The 21993-nt window shown below is 70.3% G+C and carries 22 protein-coding genes, 1 tRNA gene and 1 riboswitch; of the genes, 10 read left to right on the top strand and 13 right to left on the bottom strand.

Annotated features, from left to right (window positions below):
- Positions 1–131: 131 nt before the first annotated feature.
- The gene (locus OCT49_RS11485; protein WP_283851788.1) at positions 132–1586 is read right to left on the bottom strand and encodes a DUF445 domain-containing protein; all 1455 of its coding nucleotides are present in this window, start codon (positions 1584–1586) and stop codon (positions 132–134) included.
- Positions 1587–1733: 147 nt separating this feature from the next.
- On the opposite strand from OCT49_RS11485, the gene OCT49_RS11490 reads away from it, so the two are divergent.
- On the top strand, positions 1734–2984 hold the full coding sequence (locus tag OCT49_RS11490; protein ID WP_283851789.1) for an SGNH/GDSL hydrolase family protein: 1251 nt from the start codon (positions 1734–1736) through the stop codon (positions 2982–2984).
- Between the two features lie 131 nt (positions 2985–3115).
- Here OCT49_RS11490 and OCT49_RS11495 read toward each other — a convergent pair whose 3' ends face one another.
- From OCT49_RS11495 to OCT49_RS11510, 4 genes are all read right to left on the bottom strand, one after another.
- The gene (locus tag OCT49_RS11495) at positions 3116–3835 is read right to left on the bottom strand and encodes a DUF1707 SHOCT-like domain-containing protein (protein WP_283855757.1); all 720 of its coding nucleotides are present in this window, start codon (positions 3833–3835) and stop codon (positions 3116–3118) included.
- A 149-nt stretch (positions 3836–3984) separates the two neighbouring features.
- Complete coding sequence (locus OCT49_RS11500; RefSeq protein ID WP_502963360.1) at positions 3985–5058, bottom strand: ABC transporter ATP-binding protein; 1074 nt, start codon at positions 5056–5058, stop codon at positions 3985–3987.
- Between the two features lie 32 nt (positions 5059–5090).
- The gene (locus OCT49_RS11505; protein ID WP_283855758.1) at positions 5091–5918 is read right to left on the bottom strand and encodes an ABC transporter permease; all 828 of its coding nucleotides are present in this window, start codon (positions 5916–5918) and stop codon (positions 5091–5093) included.
- 97 nt (positions 5919–6015) lie between these two features.
- Positions 6016–6816: an ABC transporter permease gene (locus OCT49_RS11510; protein ID WP_283851791.1), complete on the bottom strand. Its 801-nt coding sequence runs from the start codon at positions 6814–6816 to the stop codon at positions 6016–6018.
- A 172-nt stretch (positions 6817–6988) separates the two neighbouring features.
- Here OCT49_RS11510 and OCT49_RS11515 point away from each other — a divergent pair, with 172 nt between their 5' ends.
- Positions 6989–9613, top strand: coding sequence for a transglycosylase domain-containing protein (locus tag OCT49_RS11515; RefSeq protein ID WP_283851792.1), 2625 nt, complete (start codon positions 6989–6991; stop codon positions 9611–9613).
- On the opposite strand, the gene OCT49_RS11520 is transcribed toward OCT49_RS11515, so the two are convergent.
- From OCT49_RS11520 to OCT49_RS11530, 3 genes are all read right to left on the bottom strand, one after another.
- Positions 9607–9927, bottom strand: a complete 321-nt coding sequence (locus OCT49_RS11520) for a DMT family transporter (RefSeq protein ID WP_124723313.1) — start codon at positions 9925–9927, stop codon at positions 9607–9609. The two genes, OCT49_RS11515 and OCT49_RS11520, sit on opposite strands and share 7 nt — an antisense overlap.
- 39 nt (positions 9928–9966) lie before the next feature.
- Positions 9967–10031, bottom strand: a riboswitch (guanidine-III (ykkC-III) riboswitch).
- Between the two features lie 216 nt (positions 10032–10247).
- Positions 10248–10586 carry a GroES family chaperonin gene (locus tag OCT49_RS11525; protein WP_030923137.1) on the bottom strand — a complete coding sequence of 113 codons (339 nt, stop codon included), beginning with the start codon at positions 10584–10586 and terminating at the stop codon, positions 10248–10250.
- A 61-nt stretch (positions 10587–10647) separates the two neighbouring features.
- Entirely contained in the window at positions 10648–10968 is a 321-nt protein-coding gene (locus OCT49_RS11530) for a DUF3618 domain-containing protein (RefSeq protein ID WP_283851793.1), read from the bottom strand.
- Positions 10969–11111: 143 nt separating this feature from the next.
- Between OCT49_RS11530 and bcp the strand changes: the two genes are divergently transcribed.
- The 5 genes from bcp to OCT49_RS11555 all read left to right on the top strand — a co-directional run bounded on the left by bcp (position 11112) and on the right by OCT49_RS11555 (position 14916).
- Positions 11112–11579, top strand: coding sequence for a thioredoxin-dependent thiol peroxidase (bcp, locus tag OCT49_RS11535; RefSeq protein WP_283851794.1), 468 nt, complete (start codon positions 11112–11114; stop codon positions 11577–11579).
- 84 nt (positions 11580–11663) lie between these two features.
- Positions 11664–13160: a glycine betaine/L-proline transporter ProP gene (gene proP, locus OCT49_RS11540; protein WP_283851795.1), complete on the top strand. Its 1497-nt coding sequence runs from the start codon at positions 11664–11666 to the stop codon at positions 13158–13160.
- A 205-nt stretch (positions 13161–13365) separates the two neighbouring features.
- Positions 13366–13992 (top strand): HNH endonuclease signature motif containing protein, encoded by a 627-nt coding sequence (locus OCT49_RS11545; protein WP_283851796.1) that lies wholly within the window; start codon positions 13366–13368, stop codon positions 13990–13992.
- Positions 13989–14828, top strand: a complete 840-nt coding sequence (locus OCT49_RS11550; protein ID WP_283851797.1) for an HNH endonuclease — start codon at positions 13989–13991, stop codon at positions 14826–14828. The genes OCT49_RS11545 and OCT49_RS11550 overlap by 4 nt, the downstream gene beginning before the upstream one ends.
- A 12-nt stretch (positions 14829–14840) precedes the next feature.
- Positions 14841–14916: transfer RNA gene (locus OCT49_RS11555), tRNA-Leu, on the top strand.
- A 53-nt stretch (positions 14917–14969) separates the two neighbouring features.
- On the opposite strand, the gene rdgB is transcribed toward OCT49_RS11555, so the two are convergent.
- The 4 genes from rdgB to OCT49_RS11575 form a co-directional block, all read right to left on the bottom strand.
- Positions 14970–15572, bottom strand: coding sequence for an RdgB/HAM1 family non-canonical purine NTP pyrophosphatase (gene rdgB, locus OCT49_RS11560; RefSeq protein ID WP_283851798.1), 603 nt, complete (start codon positions 15570–15572; stop codon positions 14970–14972).
- A 45-nt stretch (positions 15573–15617) separates the two neighbouring features.
- Positions 15618–16013, bottom strand: coding sequence for a DUF8711 family protein (locus OCT49_RS11565; RefSeq protein ID WP_283851799.1), 396 nt, complete (start codon positions 16011–16013; stop codon positions 15618–15620).
- 102 nt (positions 16014–16115) lie between these two features.
- Complete coding sequence (gene rph / locus OCT49_RS11570; RefSeq protein ID WP_283851800.1) at positions 16116–16853, bottom strand: ribonuclease PH; 738 nt, start codon at positions 16851–16853, stop codon at positions 16116–16118.
- A 233-nt stretch (positions 16854–17086) separates the two neighbouring features.
- Complete coding sequence (locus OCT49_RS11575; protein ID WP_283851801.1) at positions 17087–17389, bottom strand: PTS sugar transporter subunit IIB; 303 nt, start codon at positions 17387–17389, stop codon at positions 17087–17089.
- 153 nt (positions 17390–17542) lie between these two features.
- Here OCT49_RS11575 and OCT49_RS11580 point away from each other — a divergent pair, with 153 nt between their 5' ends.
- Both OCT49_RS11580 and OCT49_RS11585 read left to right on the top strand, forming a co-directional pair.
- Positions 17543–18853: a PTS transporter subunit EIIC gene (locus OCT49_RS11580; RefSeq protein ID WP_283851802.1), complete on the top strand. Its 1311-nt coding sequence runs from the start codon at positions 17543–17545 to the stop codon at positions 18851–18853.
- A gap of 259 nt (positions 18854–19112) precedes the next feature.
- Positions 19113–20378 carry a PTS transporter subunit EIIC gene (locus OCT49_RS11585; protein WP_283851803.1) on the top strand — a complete coding sequence of 422 codons (1266 nt, stop codon included), beginning with the start codon at positions 19113–19115 and terminating at the stop codon, positions 20376–20378.
- A gap of 153 nt (positions 20379–20531) precedes the next feature.
- Here the strand turns inward: OCT49_RS11585 and OCT49_RS11590 are convergent, their stop codons facing one another.
- On the bottom strand, positions 20532–21284 hold the full coding sequence (locus OCT49_RS11590; RefSeq protein WP_283851804.1) for an MBL fold metallo-hydrolase: 753 nt from the start codon (positions 21282–21284) through the stop codon (positions 20532–20534).
- A 183-nt stretch (positions 21285–21467) separates the two neighbouring features.
- On the opposite strand from OCT49_RS11590, the gene OCT49_RS11595 reads away from it, so the two are divergent.
- Positions 21468–21974, top strand: coding sequence for a type II toxin-antitoxin system PemK/MazF family toxin (locus OCT49_RS11595; protein WP_502963460.1), 507 nt, complete (start codon positions 21468–21470; stop codon positions 21972–21974).
- Positions 21975–21993 lie beyond the last annotated feature (19 nt).

The raw sequence follows: 21993 nt of genomic DNA on the forward strand, positions 1-21993 counted from the left end.
CGCGTACGTGTCGGCCCGCTGTCCCACACGCGGCACGGCACGGCACGGCATGCAGGGCAGGGCACGGCACAGCACGGAGGAGGGGCGGAGGCCCACCGGCCCCCGCCCCTCCTCCGCACTCCCCTGTGCCCCTACGCCCCCAGCGCCCAGGACACCGTGTAGATCAGCAGGCCCGCCAGGGCGCCCACCACCGTGCCGTTGATCCGGATGAACTGCAGGTCACGGCCGATGTGGGCCTCGATCTTCTTCGATGTCTGCTCCGCGTCCCAGCTCGCGACCGTGTCGCTGATCAGCGACGTGATCTCCGTGCGGTACGTCGTGACGACGTAGACCGCCGCGTCCTCCAGCCAGCCGTCCAGCTTCGCCTGGAGCCGGTCGTCCGTCGCCAGCCGCGCCCCCAGCCCCATCAGTGAGGCCCGCGCGCGCAGCCGCAGCTCGCTCTGCTCGTCCTCCGCCGCCGCGATGATCATCGAGCGCACGGACGACCAGGCCGAGGCGATGACGTCCTGAACCTCGCCGCGCCCCAGGATCTCCGACTTCAGCCGCTCCACCCGGGCCCGGGTGTCCGAGTCCGTCTGGAGGTCGGACGCGAAGTCCGTCAGGAACGTGTCGATCGAGGCGCGCGCCGGGTGCCCCGGCATGTCCCGCATCTCCGTGACGAACCGCAGCAGCTCCTTGTAGACCCGCTCCCCGACCCGCTTGTCCACGAACCGCGGCGTCCAGCCCGGCGCCCCGCCCTGCACCGCCTCCATCACCGAGTCGCCGTGCAGCACCAGCCAGTCGTGGGCGCGCGTGCAGACCAGGTCCACCACCCGGCGGTGGCCGCCGTCGGCGACGACCTTCTCCAGCATCTTCCCGAGGCCGGGGCCGATCTCCACCGCGTTCGCCCGCCGGGTGATCGCCTCGCCCACCACGGCCTGCACATCGGCGTCCCGCAGCACGGTCAGCGCGCCGCGCAGCGCGGTCGACAGCTCGGCGGTGACCCGGTCCGCGTGCTCCGGCTCGGCCAGCCAGGCACCGAGCCTCCGCCCGACGCCCAGGCCGTGGATCCGGCCCCGCACGACGTCGCCGGAGAGGAAGTTCTCGCCGACGAAGGAACCCAGGGAGGCCCCCAGCTGGTCCTTCTTGGTGGGAATGATGGCGGTGTGCGGGATCGGCAGGCCGAGCGGGCGCTTGAAGAGCGCCGTGACGGCGAACCAGTCGGCCAGCGCGCCCACCATGCCCGCCTCGGCGGCCGCGGCGACGAAGCCCGGCCAGCCGCCCACCCCCTCGTTCTTCGCCCAGGTGGCGAGTACGTACACGAGCGCGACCAGCAGGAGGAGACCCGTGGCCGTGGTCTTCATCCGGCGCACGCCGCGCCGCTTCTCCTCGTCGGCCGCCGTGTACGCGAACGAGGCGAGGGGAGCCGGGCGGTCACCGGGGACGGTACGGGCCGCGCCCGCCGCCCGCCCCGGCCGCCGTACACCCCGCGCCCCTGCCGGTCCGGTGCGGTCCTGCTCCGAACCGGTCCCGGCCTCTTCCGGTCCGGTGCGGTCCTCTTCCGAACCGGGTCGTTCCTCCGGTCCGGTCCGATCGATCCGTTCCATCCGCTCCACCCGTCCGCGTACGCCCCGCTCCCGGTGCCCCGTACGCCATTGTGCCTACCTGACCTACTCCCGGGCCGCACGCCGAGTTCCCGACGACCTGTCCCATCATGGGACCAGCACAATCGATCATGAGGAGATCCACCGACCATGCCCAGACGCCAGGGGTACGCCCTGCTCATCGCCCTCCTGGCGGGCACCGCCGTGCTCGCCGCAGCCGTGGCGTTCGCGGGCACCCTGCTGTTCTCCGGCCCCGGCGGCCGGCCGGCACCGGCCGACGCCCCCGGCACCCGGGCCGCGGCCCCCGGCCCCGCCGCGCCCGCGCACTCCGCCGGGCTCTGGACCGCCACCTGGGCGGCGGCCCCCATCGCCGGGGTCTCCGACACCTCCCACGGCAGTGCCCTGAACCGGCGCACCATCCGTAACGTCGTGCACACCAGCATCGGCGGCGACGCGGCCCGCATCACCCTCTCCAACGTCTTCGGCACCCGCCCGCTGCGCCTGGAACGCGTCACCGTGAACGCCCGCACCGTGACCTTCGGGGGCGCCGCCCGCGCGACCGTCGCGGCGGGCGGGCAGCTCGTCAGCGACCCGGTCGTCGTCCCGGTCGCCGCCGACGCCGACCTCGTGGTCGCGCTGCGCACCTCCGCCCCCGAGGGGCCCGTCACCATGCACCCGGGCAGCCACCAGACCTCGTACGTGGACACCGCGTGGGGCACCTGGCGGACCGACGGCTGGCGCTACCTCACCGCCGTCGACGTGCGCACCCGGGCCGCCGCCGGAACGGTCGTGGCGATCGGCGACTCGCTCACCGCGGGCACCGGCTCCACCTCCGACACCAACAGCCGCTGGCCCGACGTGCTCGCCGACCGGCTGGGCGGCCGGTACGGGGTGGCCAACACCGGCATCGCGGGCAACCGCGTCCTGCTCGATGGCCGCGGCGTACGGGCGAGCGCCCGCTTCGACCGCGATGCGCTGGGGGTCGCCGGAGTACGGACCGTCGTCGTCGCGCTCGGCATCAACGACGTGCAGAAGGCCCCCCAGGAGACCGACCCGCACCGCATCGCGGACGCCCTGCGGTCCATGACGCGGCGCGCCCAGGCGCACGGGCTCCGGGTCGTGGGGGCGACGCTGATGCCGTACGAGGGGTTCCGCACCTGGACCCCCGCGCGCGAGGAGGTACGGCAACGGGTCAACGAACTGATCCGGGCGGGCGGGGTCTTCGACGCCGTCGTCGACTTCGACGCGGCGGCCCGTGACCCGCACCGCCCCACACGGCTCCGGCCGGCCTACGACAGCGGCGACCATCTCCACCTGAACGACGCGGGCTACCGGCTGCTGGGCTCGACGGTGGACCTGACGACCCTGGTCCACGAACGCCCCGTGTCCGACGCGCTCTGAACGACCGGGAGGGCGGAGACGGCGGAGAGGGCACGGGCCGGGAGAGCCCCGCACCGTACCCCGTACCGACCCCCACACCGCCCGCCTCGGCCTGGCCCTCCTCGGCCGGGCCCGCTTCGGCCTCCGGTCCGTCAGTCCTCGGGCCGGTCCGAGGAGCCGGGGCCCTTCTCCAGGCGGTCCCGGCCGCTCTCGCGGTCCAGTTCCCGCAGCCGCAGCCGTTCCAGCTCCGCTTCCTTCAGCCGCCGCTTCTCCGCCTTGCTCCGCTTGCGTTCCACACCGACGCCGCCCATCAGCGCGAAGCCGGTGATCCGCACCCGCGGGGAGTCCGGCGACGGGACTCCCTCGTCCTTCGAGGACTCCCCGAAACCGCCCATGATGCCGATGCCCCGGACCTCGACGTTCAGCTCCGGCGGAACCGTCACATGCATCCCGCCCATGATCGTGAAGCAGCGAATGACCACCTCGCGGTCCTCGAAGTTCGCGTCGCGCAGATCGATCTCACCGCCGCCCCACATCGAGAACGCGGTGAACTTGCGGGCCACCGTCCAGTTCCCCCGGCGGCCGAACCCGCCCCAGAACGCGAACGCGCCGCCCGACGTGGCGGGCTTGCCGACCCGGTCCGCCCAGCCCGCCGCCGAACCCGTCCGCGCCGGACCCCGGGCACCCACCGGAGCCACCGCCGTGCCCGGCGCCGGGAGGTCCCGGACCAGCGGCTCCAACTCCCCGCGCGTGCGCGCCTTGTAGGCCGCTTCGAGCCGCTGCTCGAACTCCTCCATCTCCAGCCGGCCCTCGGCCACCGCCTCGCGCAGGGTCTCGGCGACGTGCTCGCGCTCGGTGTCGGAGGCGCGCATTTCCGGAAGGTCACTTGTCATACCGCGCAGCCTATTGAACGGGTGCGCTCCCGTCACAGCTCCACATGCCGGTTCCCCGGCCCGGCCCGCCGGTCCCCCGACCCGACCACCCGCCGGAAGCCGACCCCCACCCCTCGGCGACTACTCCTCTACTCCTCGGCGGCCGACTCGTACATCTTCGCGATCACGGCCTCGATGTCCGGCTCCCGCACCGACAGGTCGACCAACGGGTAGTCCGCGGCGATCCCGGCGACCAGCGGGGCCGCCGACTCCGAGGCGGGGAAGGCCAGCCACTGCCGCGGCCCCTCCACCTTCACGTTGCGGACCGAGGGCGCCGACTCCAGGGTGATCGGCGGGAGTTCACGCTCCAGATCGACCACCAGCGTCCGCTCGCTCCGGCCCACCTCGTGCAGACCGGCGAGCGCGCCGTCGTACATCAACCGGCCGTGGTCGATCACCATCACGCGCTTGCAGAGCTGCTCGATGTCCGTCAGGTCGTGGGTCGTGAGGAGCACCGTCGTACCGCGTTCGGCGTTCAGGTCCCGCAGGAACTGGCGCACCTTGGCCTTGGACACCACGTCCAGGCCGATCGTCGGCTCGTCCAGGTACAGCACCTCGGGGTCGTGCAGCAGCGCCGCCGCGATGTCGCCGCGCATCCGCTGCCCCAGCGAGAGCTGCCGCACCGGAACGTCCAACAGCTCCCCCAGATCGAGGAGTTCGACGCAGCGCTCCAGGTTCTCCCGGAAACGGGCGTCGGGAATCCGGTACATCCGGTGCACCAGCCGGTACGAGTCGCGCAGCGGCAGGTCCCACCAGAGCGTGGTGCGCTGACCGAACACCACCCCGATCCGGTGCGCCAACCTCGTGCGCTCCCGGGACGGGTCGATGCCCGCCACCCGCAACCGGCCGGCGCTCGGGGTGAGGATGCCGGTCAGCATCTTGATCGTGGTCGACTTCCCCGCACCGTTCGGGCCGATGTAACCGACCATCTCGCCGCGCGCGACCCGGAAGCTGATCGAGTCGACCGCCCGCACCCGGCGACGCTCGCCCCGCATGAAACCGGTCCTGCGACGCACGTCGAAGACCTTCTCCACCCCGTCCAGCTCGATGAAACCGCTCCCGGGCCCGCTCTCCGCGCCCGCTTCCCCACCTGCCTCCCCTGCCTCCACACGTGCTCCCGTTCCGGCTCCCGTATCGATTCCCGTATCGATTTCCGCGTCCATGGCCACCGCCCCGCCTCGTTCGTCGTCGTGGATCAACTTCCTGTGCTGCGGTACGCGCGCAGCCCCATGCGCCAGGCCGCGCCCGCGGGCAGCAGACACAGGCCCGCCACCACCGGGGGCAGGAACGCCACCCAGTCCGGCAGGCCCACCGGGTACTCCCGGCCCAGTACGTACAGCGCGGGCAGCCAGTTCACGAAGGCCAGCGGCACCACGAAGGTCACCCCGCGCACCAGGTCCTTCGCGAAGATCGTCGGCGGGTACTGGAGCAGGGTGTTCCCGCCGTACGTGAAGGAGTTCTGCACCTCGGCCGCGTCCTGCGCCAGGAACTGGAACGCCGCCCCGGTCACGAACACCGCCGCGAAGATCGCCGTCCCGCTCAGCAGCATCACCGGGATCATCGCCGCCTTCAGCAGCGTCCACTCGATGTCCAGCGTCACCAGCGCGTACCCCAGCACCAGCAGCCCCTGGACGATCCGCCCCACCCTGCGCAGCGCGAACCGGTCCGCCGCCACCTGCGCGAGCACCGGCACCGGCCGCACCAGCAGGGTGTCCAGCGTGCCGTCGCGCACCCGCCGCCCCAGCCGGTCCATCGACCCCAGCAGCAGGTCGGCCAGGCCGAAGGCGGTGCCCGACGCCCCGTACAGCAGGGCGACCTCGGGCAGGGTGTACCCGCCCAACGCGTCCACGTGCGAGAACATCAGCAGGATCGTCACGAAGTCGAAGGCCGTCGCCGCGAAGTTCCCGAACGCCGTCATGGCGAACGAGGCGCGGTACGCCATCGTCGAGCGCAGCCACATCATCACGATCAGCCCGTACGCACGCAGCCCCTCCGCGAGGCGCGGCCGTTCGGCGAACACCACCCCGGGCCCGCCCGCAGCGCCCCCTCCGGCCGTGCCGGCCGTTCCGGTCGCATCGGTCGCACCGGCCCCGTCGGCCGTCCGCACCGCCCCGTCCGTGTCAGCCACCCTGGACCACCACCCTCCTCGTCGCCACCGACTGCACCGCCCGGCCCACGAGCAGCAACGCCACCGCCCAGCCGGCCTGGAACCCGTACGCCTCCACCAGACCCCACCCCGTGTGCTTGCCGAGGAACACGTCGGCCGGCACCTGGAGCAGCGAGGACCAGGGCAATGCCCGCGCCACCTCCCCCAGCACCCCGGGGAACAACGTCAACGGGAGCAGCATCCCGGAGAAGAACATCCCGGCCAGCCACGCCATCTGCGCCGCCCCCGCCCCGTCCAGCAGCCAGAACGCGCTGAGCGCCACCAGATAGCGGATCGCGAAACTGACCACGACACCGAGCGTCACCGAGACGAGGAAGGCCAGCCAGCTCAGCGGTTCGGAGGGCAGCGCCAGGTCGAAGGCGAGCGCCCCCACCAGCAGCGGCACGATGCCGCGGCCCAGCAGATGGAACGCCGCCCGCCCCAAGTCGCCTGCGAGCCACCACAGTTGGAGGTCGATCGGCCGGTAGAGGTCCACCGCCACGTCCCCGGTACGGATGCGCTCAATCAGCTCGTCCTCGAAACCGCCGCCCATCATGGCGCAGGTCGTCAGCAGCGCCTGCCCCAGCCACACGTAGGTCAGCGCCTCGGACATGTCGTAACCGCCGAGCTGCGGACGCTCGTCCCACAACGCCGTGTAGGTGTACGCCAGGATGAAACCGAAGACGGTGTTGGTGAAGACGCCCGCCGCCGTGGCGGTCCGGTAGGTGGCGTAACGCCTGAACCCTCCCGCCGCCACCACCGCGTAAAGCCGCACCGCATCCACCACCCATCAGATCGGGTGCCCAACGGCTTCGGACACCAAAGCGCACGACCCTAGTGCAGCCGGGCCGGTCGCCGCGACCGTTTTTCGGAGGTCGATCCGGTGGTTATTACGGATAAAAGTGCACTATGGGGGAAGTGACCGCGTCCGAGGAGTCCGTACGGAAATGAGCGACGAGCCACAGCAGCCGAACGGGAAACACGAACCCCGGAGGTGGGCCCCCAGGGACCCGGCCCACCACGACACCCCGGGCGACGGCGCCCCGACGGCCCACGGCAAAGGCACCCCCGGAACCAACGGAAACAACGGAAACAACGGGCCCGACGGAACCCCCGGTGCCAGCGGCACCCCGGGGCCCGGCGAAACCCCCCGAACCGACGACACCGGTCCCGAAAACGGCAGGGCGAAGAAACCCGAACGAACCAAGCGAACCAAACGAACCAAACGCACCGGCTGGCGCCGCGCCGTCCCCACCTGGCGGATGACCCTCGGCGCCGTCCTCCTCCTCGCCCTGCTCCTGATCGGCGGCTTCATCGCGGGATACCAACTCGTCGACATCCCGCCCGCCAACGCCAGCGCCACCGCACAGTCCAACGTCTACCTCTACAAGGACGGCAGCACCCTCGCCCGCTCCGGCGAGGTCAACCGGGAGAACGTCAAGCTCGCCCAGGTCCCCCTCGCCGTCCGGCGCGCCGTCCTCGCCGCGGAGGACCGCGACTTCTACTCCGAACGGGCCATCGACTTCAAGGCCATGACCCGCGCCGCCTGGAACACCCTCACCGGCAAGGGCAAACAGGGCGGCTCGACCATCACCCAGCAGTACGTCAAGAACTACTACCTGGGCCAGGAACAGACCCTCGTCCGCAAGACCAAGGAGTTCTTCATCGCGGTCAAGCTCAACCGCGAGGAATCCAAGGACCAGATCTTCGAGGGCTACCTCAACACCAGCTACTTCGGCCGCAACGCCTACGGCATCCAGGCCGCCGCCCAGGCCTACTACGGCAAGGACGTCGGCGGGATCACCACCGCCGAGGGCGCCTACCTCGCCTCCCTCCTCAACGCCCCCAGCGCCTACGACGTCGTCGTCCACCCCCAGAACAAGGCCGCGGCCCTCGGCCGCTGGAACTACGTGCTCAACGGCATGGTCAAGGAGAAATGGCTCACCCCGGCCGACCGCGCCGCCATGCGGTTCCCCGTACCCGGAAAGGTCAAGCCGTCCACCGGACTCGCCGGACAGCGCGGCTACATCGTCCAGGCCGTCGAGGACCACCTCACCAACAACAAGATCATCGACGAGAACACCCTGGCCACCGGCGGCTACCGGATCACCACCACCCTGGAACGGAAGAAGCAGGACGCACTCGTCGAAGCCGTCGACGACAACGTCATCTCCCAGACCAGCCCCGACCGCCCGGCCGACCGCAACGTCCGGGTCGGCGGCGCCTCCATCGACCCCCGCACCGGCCGGGTCGTCGCCATGTACGGCGGCATCGACTACACCAAGCAGTACGTCAACAACGCCACCCGCCGCGACTACCAGGTCGGCTCCACCTTCAAACCCTTCGTCTTCACCTCCGCCGTCGCCAACCGCTCCACCACCCGGGACGGCCGCCGCATCACCCCCGACACCGTCTACGACGGCACCAACAAACGCATGGTCCAGGGCCCCGACGGCCCCACCGGCTACGCCCCCGCCAACGAGGACGACACCAGCTACGGACCCATCACCGTCTCCACCGCCACCGACAAGTCCGTCAACGCCGTCTACGCCCAGATGGCCGAGGACGTCGGCCCGGCCAAGGTCAAACAGACCGCCATCGACCTCGGCCTCCCCGAGAACACCCCCGACCTCACCGCGTACCCCTCCAACGCGCTCGGCGTCGCCACCGCCAGTGTCCTCGACATGGCCGAGGCGTACGCCACCCTCGCCAACCACGGACGGCACGGCGCGTACACCCTCGTCGAGAAGGTCACCAAGAACGGCGAGGACATCGAACTCCCCGAACGCCGCAGCCCCGAACAGGCCGTCCCCCGCGAGGCCGCCGACACCACGACCGCGATCCTCCAAAGCGTCGTCGAGGGCGGCACCGGCACCGCCGCCCAGGCCGCGGGCCGCCCCGCCGCCGGCAAGACCGGCACCGCCGAGGAGGACAAGGCCGCCTGGTTCGCCGGCTACACCCCCGACCTCACCACCGTCATCGCCGTCATGGGCCAGGACCCTGACACCGGGGTGCAGAAACCGCTGTACGGGGCACTCGGCCTGGCCCGCGTCAACGGCGGCGGCCCACCCGCCCGGACCTGGGCCCAGTACACCGAGGCCGCCCTGCGCGGCACCGAGGCCCGGGACTTCGACCTCGACCTGGAGCGCGGCGTCGAGGAACCCCTCCCGCCCCCCGACGAGGAAACCGGCCCCCAGGACACCGACACCCCCACCGGGTCCACCCCCAGCACACCGGCCGACACCCCCGGCGACACGCCGCCGAACACCCCCACCGTCCCCGGCAACAGCGAACCGGCCACCGGAGGCACCGACACCGGCACCCCCACCGACGGCACGACGGACAACGGCGGCACGCAGAACGGCGGCGGGGACAACACCGGCGGCAACGGCAACGGCGGAGGAAACGGGAGCGGGAACGGCGGAGGAAACGGAGGCGGAGGCGGAGGCGGAAACGGGAGCGGGAACACCGACGGCGGGAACACCGGAGGCCCGGACAGCCACGGATTCGCCCCCGGCAGCCGGGGCACCCCGGCCCCGGCGCCCGCCCCCGCCTCCGGCCCCGGTCAGTGACCCGAGGTCGCCTTCAGCCCCACCACGGCGACCAGCAGCAGACAGACGAAGAAGATCCGGGCGGCGGTCACCGGCTCGTTCAGCACCACCATGCCGAGCACCGCCGCCCCGGCCGCACCGATACCGACCCACACCCCGTACGCCGTACCGATCGGCAGCGTCCTGGCCGCATGGGACAACAACACCATGCTCGCCACGATCCCGAGCCCCGTGAACACACTCGGCCACAGCCGGGTGAACCCCTCGGTGTACTTCATCCCGATCGACCAGGCCACTTCCAGCAGACCGGCGACAACGAGCAGGACCCACGCCATGACGGCACCTCCGACGAGACGAAACACGCGAACAACACAGGTGCGTCGTCTTTGCGAAACCCGGTACGGCGCGTCTCGTCGGGGTCGTCCCACCGTAGCAAAAAGCAGGCATCCGGCCCGGTGACGTCGGTCACCGGGCCGGATGCCCACCTTCACGAACAGGGACGGACGCAGGGGGACGGAACAGGACGGTGCAGGGCCACGGACACGACCCGGCCACACGGCCCGGCCGAACGGCCGGCCCCACGGACCCGGCCCCGTACCGCCAGCCCCGGCGCCCAGGGCCCTGGCAGCTCCGACAGGCCCTGCAACTCCGCCGGCTACAGATACAGCCCGGTCGAATCCACCGAACCCTCGAACCGGTCCGCCGCCACCGCGTGCAGGTCCCGCTCGCGCATCAGCACGTACGCCACACCCCGCACCTCGACCTCCGCACGGTCCTCGGGGTCGTACAGCACCCGGTCGCCCGGCTCCACCGTCCGTACGTTCTGGCCCACCGCGACCACCACGGCCCAGGCCAGCCGACGGCCGACCGCGGCGGTCGCCGGAATCAGGATGCCGCCCCCCGAACGCCGCTCGCCCTCGGGCGTATCGGACCGGACCAGCACACGGTCGTGCAGCATGCGGATGGGCAGCTTGTCGTCGGTGTTCTCGCTCACGCCCCGCAACCTACCTGTCCCTCGCGACTCCGCACGCCTCCGGGGTGCGCGGACCGCCGCGTCAACGCTTCCGGCGCCGCTTCGACGCCACCACCAGACCCACGACCCCCACCCCGAGCAGCGCTGCCGGAATCACCCGCTCCATGCGCGGAGCACCGTCCTCCGACACGAACTGCGCCTTCACGTCCGACACCGCCCGGTTCACCGCGACGAACGCCCGCCCGGCCGTCCGGTCCACGGCCTCGGCAGCCCTGACCTTCGCATCCCCCATGATCGTCCTCGGGTGCACCCGCACCCCGATCTCATCGAGCACCACCGCAAGCTGCTCACGCCTGCTGATGATGTCCGCCTCGATCTGCGCAGGGGTCCTGGCATCCGACACCGCGCCGCCTCCGTGGTCCTCGTCCGGTAAACCTTCATCGACAGTCTGTCAGCTCGACCGCCCGCGCACTCGGCGGCACCCCTATTCCTCCCCCAGGTCGTTACGCTCGGTCCCGTCATCCCATGTGCCACCCGAGGAGAACCATGAGCGAGCGACTCCAGCCCGGCGACACCGCCCCCGCCTTCACCCTTCCCGACGCCGACGGCAACGAGGTCTCGCTCGCCGACCACAAGGGCCGCAAGGTCATCGTCTACTTCTACCCGGCCGCCCTCACCCCCGGCTGCACCAAGCAGGCGTGCGACTTCACCGACAACCTGGAACTGCTCACCGGCGCCGGGTACGACGTCATCGGCGTCTCCCCCGACAAGCCCGAGAAGCTCGCCAAGTTCCGCGAGAAGGAAAACCTGAAGGTCACGCTGGTCGGCGACCCCTCCAAGGAGACCCTCGAGGCGTACGGCGCCTTCGGCGAGAAGAAGCTCTACGGCAAAACGGTGACCGGCGTCATCCGCTCCACGATCGTCGTCGACGAGGAGGGCAAGGTCGAACGGGCCCTCTACAACGTCCGCGCCACCGGCCACGTCGCCAAGATCATCAAGGATCTCGGTATCTGACACACCCCGGCGCCGCCCGGTTTGCGGCCGCCATGACCGCACAGAACCCTGTCCTGGAGGAGCCCTCCAGGAAAGGACCGGCCCATGGCGGCCACCGACCCCCACCGGGCGGCCGACCCCGCAGCGGTCAGACGCCACCCCACCCTCTTCCGCGCCATCCGGCAGCGGAGGAACCCGCGGCTGCGCAGGTCGGACATCACCATCACCGACGACCAGGCGGTCAAACGGGCGGTGAAGGCGGCCTCGCTCGGCAACGCCATGGAGTGGTTCGACTTCGGGATCTACTCCTACCTGGCCGTCACCCTGGGCCACGTCTTCTTCCCGTCCGGGAACGACACCACCCAGCTCCTCTCCTCGTTCGCCACCTTCGCCGTCGCCTTCCTCGTACGCCCCCTCGGCGGAATGTTCTTCGGCCCGATGGGCGACCGGATCGGCCGCAAGAAGGTCCTCGCCCTCACCATGATCCTGATGGCGGTCGGCACCTTCGCGATCGGCGTCATCCCCTCCCACGACTCCATCGGCCTCTGGGCCCCCGTCCTGCTGATCTTCTTCCGCCTGGTCCAGGGCTTCTCCACCGGCGGCGAGTACGGCGGCGCGTCCACCTTCATCGCCGAGTACGCCCCCGACAAGCGCCGCGGCCACTTCGGCAGCTTCCTCGAATTCGGCACCCTGGCCGGCTACGTCGGCGCCGCCGGCCTCGTCACCGCACTGACCGCGGTCCTCGACCCCGCCCGGATGGATGCCTGGGGCTGGCGCATCCCGTTCCTCGTCGCGGGCCCCCTCGGCCTGGTCGGTCTCTACCTGCGGCTGCGACTGGACGAGACCCCCGCCTTCCAGAAACTGGAGGGCGGCACCGTCCACGCCTCGGAGGCCGCCGACCACGTCGAGACCACCACCAAGGGCGACCTCGCCAAGATCTTCCGGCAGTACTGGCCGTCGCTGATCCTCTGCGTCTGCCTGGTCGGCGCGTACAACATCACCGACTACATGCTGCTGTCGTACATGCCGACCTACCTCTCCGACGAGCTCGGCTACAGCGAGACCCACGGACTGCTCGTCCTGCTCGCGGTCATGGTCCTCCTGATGCTGATCATCAACCAGGTCGGCCGGCTCTCCGACCGCTTCGGCCGCAAACCGCTCCTGATGAGCGGCATGCTCGGCTTCTTCCTCCTCTCCCTGCCCGCGTTCCTCCTCATCCGCCAGGGCGGCATCCCCGCCATCACGGCCGGCATGCTGATGCTGGGCCTCTCCCTGGTCTGCATGCTCGGCACGATGTCCGCCGCCCTCCCGGCCCTCTTCCCCACCCCGGTCCGCTACGGCTCCCTCTCCGTGGGCTACAACCTCTCCGCCTCCCTCTTCGGCGGCACGACCCCGCTGGTGATCACGGCGCTGATCAGCTGGAGCGGCAGCAACCTGATGCCGGCCTTCTACGCCATGGCCGCGGCCCTGGTCGGCGCGATCGCCGTGGCCTGCATGGCGGAAACCGCCCAACGCCCCCTGGCCGGCTCCCCGCCGTCGGTGGAGACCCATGAGGAGGCCGCCGAACTGGTCGCGTCCCGGGCCCCCGAACCGAAGTTCTGACCCGGACGCCCCCGCCCGCCCTCCGGCCCCGAGCCTGGCCCCGGCCCCGAGCCCGGCCCCACCGGAATGGTCCGCGCCGTTTCAGTCCCCCTTGAAACGGTGCAGGTTATTCCACATCTTGTCGGATATCGGACGTGACGCCCCGATAAACGGCTCGTTGATCCGTACGAGGCCGCGAACGTGCGGCCGGACACGGAGGGGAAACATGGCAGTTCGATATACCCGTGAGTTACTCGAAGAGGCGGCACGGGAAACCACGAACGCGAACGACGCGGTCCACTGGTGCGGGGGAACACCGACGCCGGGGAGCCGGAGCTATCTGCGCCGGAAGATGGCCGAGGCGGGGGTGGACATCTCGCACTTCGCCGACACACGGGTGCGCCACACGGAAGAGACGCTGCGCGAACTCGTCGCCTGCTCCAAGAGCGTGGCCGAGGTGGTACGCAGGCTGGGCATCAGCCCTGTGGGCGGAAATCAGACGCACATCAGCCGTCGCATAGCGACGCTTCGCATCGATACCTCACACTTTCTGCGGGTGCCTCCGCGCAGGCCCAAAGGGACTCCGGGGAATCCGCTGGTTCTCGGCTCCCCGTCGGACGGCAGGATTCCCGGCGAACGGCTGCGCCGCGAACTGGTCCGCAACGGAGTCGAGGATTCGTGTGCCGCCTGCGGCAACGAGGGAGAGTGGATGGGCCTGCCGCTCCGGCTCGAAGTCGACCACGTCAACGGCGACTGGTGGGACAACCGCCCGGAAAACCTCCGGCTCCTCTGCCCCAACTGCCATTCAGCGACCGACACTTATCGTGGTCGCAAGCTCAGGGGAAAAACATGAGCGGCCAGAACAGGTACCCGCGCGACCTGCTCGAACGAACCGCGGCCACAGCAACCAGCCTCGTCGATGTCCTGCGCCGCCTCGGTGCTCCACTGGGCAGCGGACCGCTTCGCTACGTGCGCGACCGGCTCAAGCACTACGGCATCGACACCTCCCACTTCACCGATGAGGCCCTGCCGGCCCGGGAGCGCCGCACGTACCCGAAGGAACTTCTCACCGAAGCCGCTGCTCACTCACACAGCATCCGGGAGATGTTCGAGTACATGGGTCTACCCCCGGACGACAGCCCTTACAGCTATCTGCGCAGAAAGATCGACCGTCTCGGCATCGACACCTCCCACTTCACCAGCGGGCGAAGATGCGGAAAACCTTCCGCCCCGCGCCAGGAACTGGCGGCTGCCGTCACCGCATCCCATAGCCTGGCCGGCGTACTGAAGATCCTGGGCCAGGCCGACAACGGCGGCGCGCGTGCCCGGCTGAAACGGGATATCGAGGCATACGGTCTGTCGACTGCTCACTTCTCCGGGCAGGGCCATCGTCGTGGCACGCGTTCCCCGCACCGCAAACCCTCGGCCGAGATCCTTCGGCGCCTGGAATCCGGAACGTCCCGGACAAAAACGGCCCTCCTGCGAAGAGCCCTCGACGACATCAGGGTTCCCCGCAGATGCGCAAGGTGCGGCACCGGCGAGATATGGCGAGGAAACCGCCTCGTCCTGGAGATCGATCACATCAACGGTGACTCGCTCGACAACCGCCCGGAGAACTTGCGGTACTTGTGCCCCTCCTGCCACAGCCAGACCGCAACCTTCTCGAAGCGGCGCAGAGGCGCACGGTAGAGTAAAGGCGATGGGTCCGTGCCCCAGCTGGTTAAGAGGGCGCCGGCTTAGAACCGGTGTGTCGTGGGTTCGAGTCCCACCGGGCCCACAGGTACAGAGTGGCCGTCACCTTCGTTTCGAAGGTGACGGCCACTCGCCGTCTCACCCCACCAGCTCCCGCACCACCGGGACCAGCGCCCGGAACGCCTTGCCGCGGTGGCTGATCGCGTTCTTCTCCGCGGGGGTCAGCTCCGCGCAGGTGCGGGTCTCGCCCTCGGGCTGGAGGATCGGGTCGTAGCCGAAGCCGTTCGTGCCGGAGGGGGCGTGGCGCAGGGTGCCGGTGAGGCGGCCCTCGACCACGCGTTCCGTGCCGTCGGGGAGGGCGAGGGCGGCGGCGCAGGCGAAGTGGGCGCCGCGGTGGGCCTCGTCGATGTCGGAGAGCTGGGCCAGGAGCAGGTCCAGGTTGGCCTTGTCGTCGCCGTGGGTGCCGGCCCAGCGGGCGGAGAAGATGCCGGGGGCGCCGCCGAGCACGTCCACGCAGAGGCCGGAGTCGTCGGCGATCGCGGGGTGGCCGGTGGCCCTGGCCAGGGCGTGGGCCTTGAGCAGGGCGTTCTCGGCGAAGGTGACGCCGGTCTCCTTGACGTCGGGGATGTCGGGGTACGCGTCCGCGCCGACGAGCTCGTGGGTGAGGCCTGCGTCGGCGAGGATCGCGTGGAGTTCGGTGATCTTCCCGGCGTTGCGGGTGGCGAGGATGAGGCGGGTCATGTCACCCAGTATCGGGGGTGTGTTCCGAGGGCCGCCCGGGGGTGGTCAGGGGGTGCAGACCTTGCCGATCTCCTTGGCCGCGTCGGTGACCGGGGTGATGTCGGGGGTGGCGTCGCCCTTCTCGATGGAGTCGCGGACGTTGCCGACGCCTTTCTCCAGGTCGTCGACGGCCTTGCCGAGGTCGGCGTTGTCGGTCTCGTCGCCGAGCTTGCCGAGTTCCTTCTCGATCTCGTCGAGGGCTTCGGACGCCTGGGTGGGGTCGCTCGCCACGTTGGAGACGGCCTGCTGGAGGTTGTCGACGCTGGTGGCGATGGCGTCGGCGGTGCGGACGCAGTCGAGTGCCTTGTCGACGGCGGCGCAGCCGGTTGCCGCGGTGAGGCCGAGCGCGAGTGCGGTCAGGGTCAGTGCGGTGGTGGCACGGCGGCGGGCGGTCTTGGCCATGGTGCGGTTCCTCCCCGGGTGCGGATATGTGGACGGGCGCACGGTTCGAACCGTGCGCCCGTGTTCATGACGACGCGGGACGGCGCCCGCAAGGTTGCTCGGTCACTCGCCGAGGGTGCGGGCGAGGGCCTCTTTCTGGAGGGTGGTCAGGTCCGTGCAGCCGGCGGTGGCGAGGTCGAGGAGTGCGCCCAGTTCCTTGCGGTCGAAGGGGGTGGCCTCTGCGGTGCCCTGGACCTCGACGAAGCGGCCGTCGCCGGTGCAGACGACGTTCATGTCGGTCTCGGCGCGGACGTCCTCCTCGTAGCAGAGGTCGAGGAGGGGGGTGCCGTCGACGATGCCGACGCTGATGGCGGAGACGGTGTCGGTCAGCGGCTTGCGGCCGTGCTTGACGATCTTCTTGCGCTGGGCCCAGGCGACGGCGTCGGCCAGGGCGACGTAGGCGCCGGTGATGGCGGCGGTGCGGGTGCCGCCGTCGGCCTGGAGGACGTCGCAGTCGAGGACGATGGTGTTCTCGCCGAGGGCCTTGCAGTCGACGACGGCGCGCAGGGAGCGGCCGATGAGGCGGCTGATCTCGTGGGTGCGGCCGCCGATCTTGCCGCGTACGGATTCGCGGTCGCCGCGGGTGTTGGTGGAGCGGGGCAGCATCGAGTACTCGGCGGTGACCCAGCCCTCGCCGCTGCCCTTGCGCCAGCGGGGGACGCCTTCGGTGACGGAGGCGGTGCAGAAGACCTTGGTGTCGCCGAAGGAGATGAGTACGGAGCCTTCGGCGTGCTTGCTCCATCCGCGTTCGATGGTGACGGGGCGGAGCTGTTCGGGGGTGCGGCCGTCGATACGAGACATGGCGTCGACCCTATCGGGTGCGGGGGTGGCGGCCGTTCGGGTGCGGGGCGGGGGCCGGTGGTGTGGGTGAGGGGCTACGGCCGGTGGCCCGCGTCGGTCGGCACCGGCACCGGGCCCGCCCGGCACCGGCACCGATGCAGGGCCGCCCGGCAGCGGCGCAGGCCCCGGCCCGGGGTGGGCGGGGGCCTGTGCGGTGCCGGGCGGGCCGGCTCAGCGGGGGGCGTGGTGGCCCGTCACATCATGTCTTCGATGTCGGCGGCGATGGGGTCGGCGTCGGTGCCGATGACGACCTGGATCGCAGTGCCCATCTTGACGACGCCGTGGGCGCCGGCGGCCTTGAGCGCGGCTTCGTCGACCTTGCTCGGGTCGTGGACCTCGGTGCGGAGGCGGGTGATGCAGCCTTCGATCTCGTCGATGTTGTCGATACCGCCGAGCCCGGCGACGATCTTCTCAGCCTTGCTGGCCATGGCCTTCTCCCTGGTTCTTCCCGTGCGTGTGACGGCCCACCGTGGGTCCGTTTCGTCACCGTAACGCACGTTTGGCCCAGCTTCGCGAGCGGGTGAGTGAACCGTCCCCAATGATGACGATCACTGGCGCCCTGTCTTCCGGGCGGGTTACGCACCGTACCTCAACTGGTCTACACCATTTTGCAACGACTGCCGAACGTGCCCCGTTCCGGGAGGATGCCGATGAGCTCAACCAGCGCCGAAGCACCGCGGAAGACCTGGTGGAACGGCTTCTTCCAGGGCCTTCAGAAGATGGGGCGCAGTCTCCAGCTCCCGATCGCGGTGCTGCCCGCGGCTGGCATTCTCAACCGGTTGGGCCAGCCGGACGTATTCGGCGAGGAGGGGCTGGGCTGGAACAACGTCGCCAAGGTGTTCGCGGCGGCGGGTGGTGCGCTGCTCGATTCGGGGCTCGGTCTTCCGTTGTTGTTCTGCGTCGGTGTCGCGATCGGCATGGCGAAGAAGTCGGACGGTTCGACCGCGCTCGCCGCGGTGGCCGGTTTCCTCGTGTACTACGCGGTGCTGCATGCCTTTCCGGTGGACTGCGCCCCGGGCGGGACGTTCACCCCGGGCGGTCCCTGGTCCGGCACCTGTGTGACGAAGGACGCCGAGGTGACGGCGGCCGCGTACCAGAATCCCGGGGTGTTCGGCGGCATCGTGATGGGGTTGCTGTCCGCCTGGTTCTGGCAGCGGTACCACCGGGTGAAGCTGGTGGACTGGCTGGGGTTCTTCAACGGCCGTCGGCTCGTCCCGATCATCATGGCGTTCGTCGGTCTGCTCTTCGCGGCGTTGTGCGCCTGGTTGTGGCAGCCGATCGGTGACGGTCTGACGAGCTTCTCCAAGTGGCTGGTGGACCTGGACTGGGTGGGCTCGGGCATCTTCGGCGTCGCCAACCGTGCGCTGTTGGTCGTCGGGTTGCACCAGTTCCTGAACACCTTCGTCTGGTTCCAGTTCGGTGATTTCACCAAGCCGGACGGGACGGTCGTGCACGGTGACATCAACCGGTTCCTGGCGGGTGATCCGACGGCCGGCCAGTTCACCTCGGGTTTCTTTCCGATCATGATGTTCGCCCTGCCCGCGGCGGCGCTGGCGATCTACCACTGCGCCAAGCCGCACCGCCGCAAGGCGGTCGGCGGGATGATGCTCTCGGTCGCCCTGACGTCGTTCGTGACGGGCATCACCGAGCCGATCGAGTACTCGTTCCTCTTCGTCGCGCCGCTGCTGTACGGGATCCATGCGGTGCTCACCGGGGTGTCGATGGCGGTGACCTGGGCGTTGGGGGTCAAGGACGGCTTCAGTTTCTCCGCGGGGCTGATCGACTACGTCATCAACTGGAGCCTGGCGACCAGGCCCTGGCTGATCGTTCCGATCGGGCTGGCGTTCGCCGCCGTGTACTACGTGATCTTCCGGTTCGCGATCACCGGGTTCGACCTCCAGACGCCGGGGCGCGAGCCCGACGAGCTGGAGGAGGAGATCGAGAGGAACCTCACGAAGTAGCACTTCGGCCGGGGCGGTGGCCCGGTCGGCGAAGGCCCTCGGACCGTGCGGTCCGGGGGCCTTCGTCATGCCGTCGAGGGTGTGGCGTTGCTCATGCGAAGCAATCCGGAATCGCAGGTTCCTTATGTGCTGCTCACCGTGTTACAACTGGTCTACACCACCGAGTGGTCCAGACCACGTGGCGCTCTGCCGCGTTCTTCGAGTCGCCGCCTCCCCCCGTCGAAAACCCGGGCGGCGCCTTGTCCAATGGAGGAAGTTGATGTCCACGGCAGACACCGCGCCCGCGGTCACCAAGAAGAAGGGCGCCGGCGTGATGGCGGTCATGCAGCGCATCGGCCGCAGCCTCATGCTGCCGGTCGCGGTGCTGCCCGCCGCGGCCCTCCTGGTCCGGCTCGGCAACGAGGACATGCTCGGCCGGGAGTCGTTCCCGGGCTTCCTCACCAAGATCGCGACCTTCATGGCCGCGGGCGGCAACGCGATCCTCGACAACATGGCGCTGCTGTTCGCCGTCGGCATCGCGATCGGCTTCGCCAAGAAGTCCGACGGTTCGACCGCGCTCGCGGCCGTCACCGGCTACCTGGTCTTCCAGAAGGTGCTCGCCACCTTCACGGACAGCAATCTGCCGCAGGTCGCGACGGTCGTCGACGACAAGATCGTGATGACGGACGCCCCCGTGGACGCCAAGGTCCTCGGCGGTGTGGTGATGGGGCTCGTCGTCGCACTGCTCTACCAGCGGTTCTACCGCACGAAGCTGCCGGCCTGGGCGGGCTTCTTCGGCGGCCGGCGCCTGGTCCCGATCCTCTCCGCCTTCGCGGGTCTGGTCATCGGCATCGTCTTCGGTTACATCTGGCCGGTCCTGGGCACCGGGCTGCACAACTTCGGCGAGTGGCTGGTCGGTTCCGGCGCGGTGGGCGCGGGCATCTTCGGTGTCGCCAACCGTGCGCTGATCCCGGTCGGCATGCACCATCTGCTGAACTCGTTCCCGTGGTTCCAGGCCGGTGAGTTCGAGGGCAAGAGCGGTGACATCAACCGCTTCCTGGCCGGTGACCCGACGGCCGGACAGTTCATGACCGGCTTCTTCCCGATCATGATGTTCGCCCTCCCGGCGGCCTGCCTGGCGATCGTGCACTGTGCCCGTCCGGAGCGCCGCAAGGTCGTCGGCGGCATGATGTTCTCCCTCGCGCTCACCGCCTTCGTGACCGGTGTGACCGAGCCGATCGAGTTCACGTTCATGTTCATCGCCCCGGTCCTGTACGCGGTCCACGCGGTACTGACCGGTGTCTCGATGGCGCTGACCTGGGGACTCGGGATGAAGGACGGCTTCGGCTTCTCGGCGGGGGCCGTCGACTTCTTCCTGAACCTGGGCATCGCGAGCAAGCCGTGGATGCTGGTGCTGGTCGGCCTCTGTTTCGCGGCGGTGTACTACGTGGTCTTCCGGTTCGCGATCACGAAGTTCAACCTGCCGACCCCGGGCCGCGAGTCCGACGAGGAGCTCGCCGAGCTCCTCAAGGCCGAGGCCAAGTAGGTACCGCGCCCCCGGCACCCCGCGCCGCGCATCCGCGTCGCACGGCGAAGCCCCTCATCCCCGGGCGGGAGTGAGGGGCTTCGCCGCGTCCGGGAACCGGGGGCCGGGAGGAGAGAAAAAGAGGGGTGCTGAACGGCCCTCGGGGGACGGCTCTCAGACCTCGTAGACCGCGCCCGGGACAGCGACGTCCGCCGGTCCGGGGAAGACCGCGCGGGCATCGGCCAGATTGCGGTCGGCGTCGGTCCACGGCGGGATGTGGGTGAGGACGAGCCGCCCCACCCCGGCGCGGGCGGCGACCTCGCCCGCCTCGCGGCCGTTGAGGTGGAGGTCCGGAATGTCCTCCTTGCCGTACAGGAACGATGCTTCGCAGAGGAACAGGTCGACCCCCTCGGCAAGTTCGTCCAGGGCCTCGCAGATGCCGGTGTCCCCGGAGTACGCGAGCGAGCGGCCCCCGTGCTCGACGCGGATCCCGAAGGTTTCGACGGGGTGGCGGACCTTCTCCGTACGGACCGAGAAGGGCCCGATCTCGAACGTTCCCGGCTTCAGCGTGTGGAAGTCGAAGACCTCGCTCATCGCGTGCTCGGACGGGGTGTCGGCGTGGGCGGTGGTCAGCCGCTGCTCGGTGCCCTCGGGCCCGTAGACCGGGAGGGGGGTGGGACGGCCGCCGTCGTGCCGGTAGTAGCGGACGACGAAGTACGCGCACATGTCGATGCAGTGATCGGCATGGAGGTGACTGAGGAAAACGGCGTCGAGGTCGTAGAGACCGATGTGACGCTGCAGCTCGCCGAGGGCGCCGTTGCCCATGTCGAGGAGCAGCCTGAAGCCGTCGGCCTCTACGAGGTAGCTCGAGCATGCCGATCCCACGGCGGGGAACGAGCCGGAGCAGCCGACGACGGTGAGCTTCATGGAGCGTGAACCTCCGGGACGTGGGAACGGGGAGGGTTCGTACGGTCGGTTGAGCGGTTCGTCGAGCGTAAGGCGCGGAAGTGTCGGTCGCTCCTTCACGGCCGCCCGTTGTGGGGGAACTCACCTGTGCTGTCACCGGTTCGATGGAAGCGGCGGGATCGCCGGTACGGTCGGGGCGTGGACATGTCCTGGTGGTGGCTCGCGCTCGCTCTGGTGGTACTGCTCGCACTCGTCGCGGCGGTCGCCGACGGCCGGGGGCGGAGCGGTGGCCGGCCCCGCGGGCGTTCCGGCGGGTCGGCGGGGGCGCCGCCCGGTAGGCGTCCGGGCGGTCGGACCCGCCCTCCGGCGGCGCCCGGTCGCGGGACCGGCCCGGAGCGGGGGGTGCGGCCCCGGCCGGGTGAGATCTGGTGGGCGGAGGTGCCGTACGAGGACGGGCCCGGTGCGAAGGACCGGCCCTGTCTGGTGCTCTCGGTGCGGGGCGACTCGGCGCTCGTCGCGAAGATCACCAGCAAGTACCACGAGGACCGGCCGGGGGTGATCGCGCTGCCCGCGGGGACGGTGGGGGATGCTCAGGGCCGGGCGAGCTATCTGGAGACGGACGAGTTGCGGCAGGTGGCCGTGCGGGGGTTCCGGCGGCGGGTGGGGAGCGTGGACCCGGGGGTGTGGGAGCGGGTGCGGGGGCTGGGGTGAGCCGGGGGCGGTACGGCGT

The organism is Streptomyces sp. ML-6, from assembly GCF_030116705.1.
In the GTDB taxonomy this organism is placed as follows: domain Bacteria; phylum Actinomycetota; class Actinomycetes; order Streptomycetales; family Streptomycetaceae; genus Streptomyces.

Coding starts and splice junctions, on each gene's coding strand:
- OCT49_RS11565 (WP_283851799.1), bottom strand. CDS start 16,013: ATGGCCAAGACCGCCCGCCGCCGTGCCACCACCGCACTGACCCTGACC.
- OCT49_RS11490 (WP_283851789.1), top strand. CDS start 1,734: ATGCCCAGACGCCAGGGGTACGCCCTGCTCATCGCCCTCCTGGCGGGC.
- OCT49_RS11500 (WP_502963360.1), bottom strand. CDS start 5,058: ATGGACGCGGAAATCGATACGGGAATCGATACGGGAGCCGGAACGGGA.
- bcp (WP_283851794.1), top strand. CDS start 11,112: ATGAGCGAGCGACTCCAGCCCGGCGACACCGCCCCCGCCTTCACCCTT.
- OCT49_RS11580 (WP_283851802.1), top strand. CDS start 17,543: ATGAGCTCAACCAGCGCCGAAGCACCGCGGAAGACCTGGTGGAACGGC.
- OCT49_RS11595 (WP_502963460.1), top strand. CDS start 21,468: ATGTCCTGGTGGTGGCTCGCGCTCGCTCTGGTGGTACTGCTCGCACTC.
- OCT49_RS11585 (WP_283851803.1), top strand. CDS start 19,113: ATGTCCACGGCAGACACCGCGCCCGCGGTCACCAAGAAGAAGGGCGCC.
- proP (WP_283851795.1), top strand. CDS start 11,664: ATGGCGGCCACCGACCCCCACCGGGCGGCCGACCCCGCAGCGGTCAGA.
- OCT49_RS11495 (WP_283855757.1), bottom strand. CDS start 3,835: ATGCGCGCCTCCGACACCGAGCGCGAGCACGTCGCCGAGACCCTGCGC.
- rph (WP_283851800.1), bottom strand. CDS start 16,853: ATGTCTCGTATCGACGGCCGCACCCCCGAACAGCTCCGCCCCGTCACC.
- OCT49_RS11550 (WP_283851797.1), top strand. CDS start 13,989: ATGAGCGGCCAGAACAGGTACCCGCGCGACCTGCTCGAACGAACCGCG.
- OCT49_RS11545 (WP_283851796.1), top strand. CDS start 13,366: ATGGCAGTTCGATATACCCGTGAGTTACTCGAAGAGGCGGCACGGGAA.
- OCT49_RS11515 (WP_283851792.1), top strand. CDS start 6,989: ATGAGCGACGAGCCACAGCAGCCGAACGGGAAACACGAACCCCGGAGG.
- OCT49_RS11485 (WP_283851788.1), bottom strand. CDS start 1,586: ATGGAACGGATCGATCGGACCGGACCGGAGGAACGACCCGGTTCGGAA.
- OCT49_RS11520 (WP_124723313.1), bottom strand. CDS start 9,927: ATGGCGTGGGTCCTGCTCGTTGTCGCCGGTCTGCTGGAAGTGGCCTGG.
- OCT49_RS11590 (WP_283851804.1), bottom strand. CDS start 21,284: ATGAAGCTCACCGTCGTCGGCTGCTCCGGCTCGTTCCCCGCCGTGGGA.
- rdgB (WP_283851798.1), bottom strand. CDS start 15,572: ATGACCCGCCTCATCCTCGCCACCCGCAACGCCGGGAAGATCACCGAA.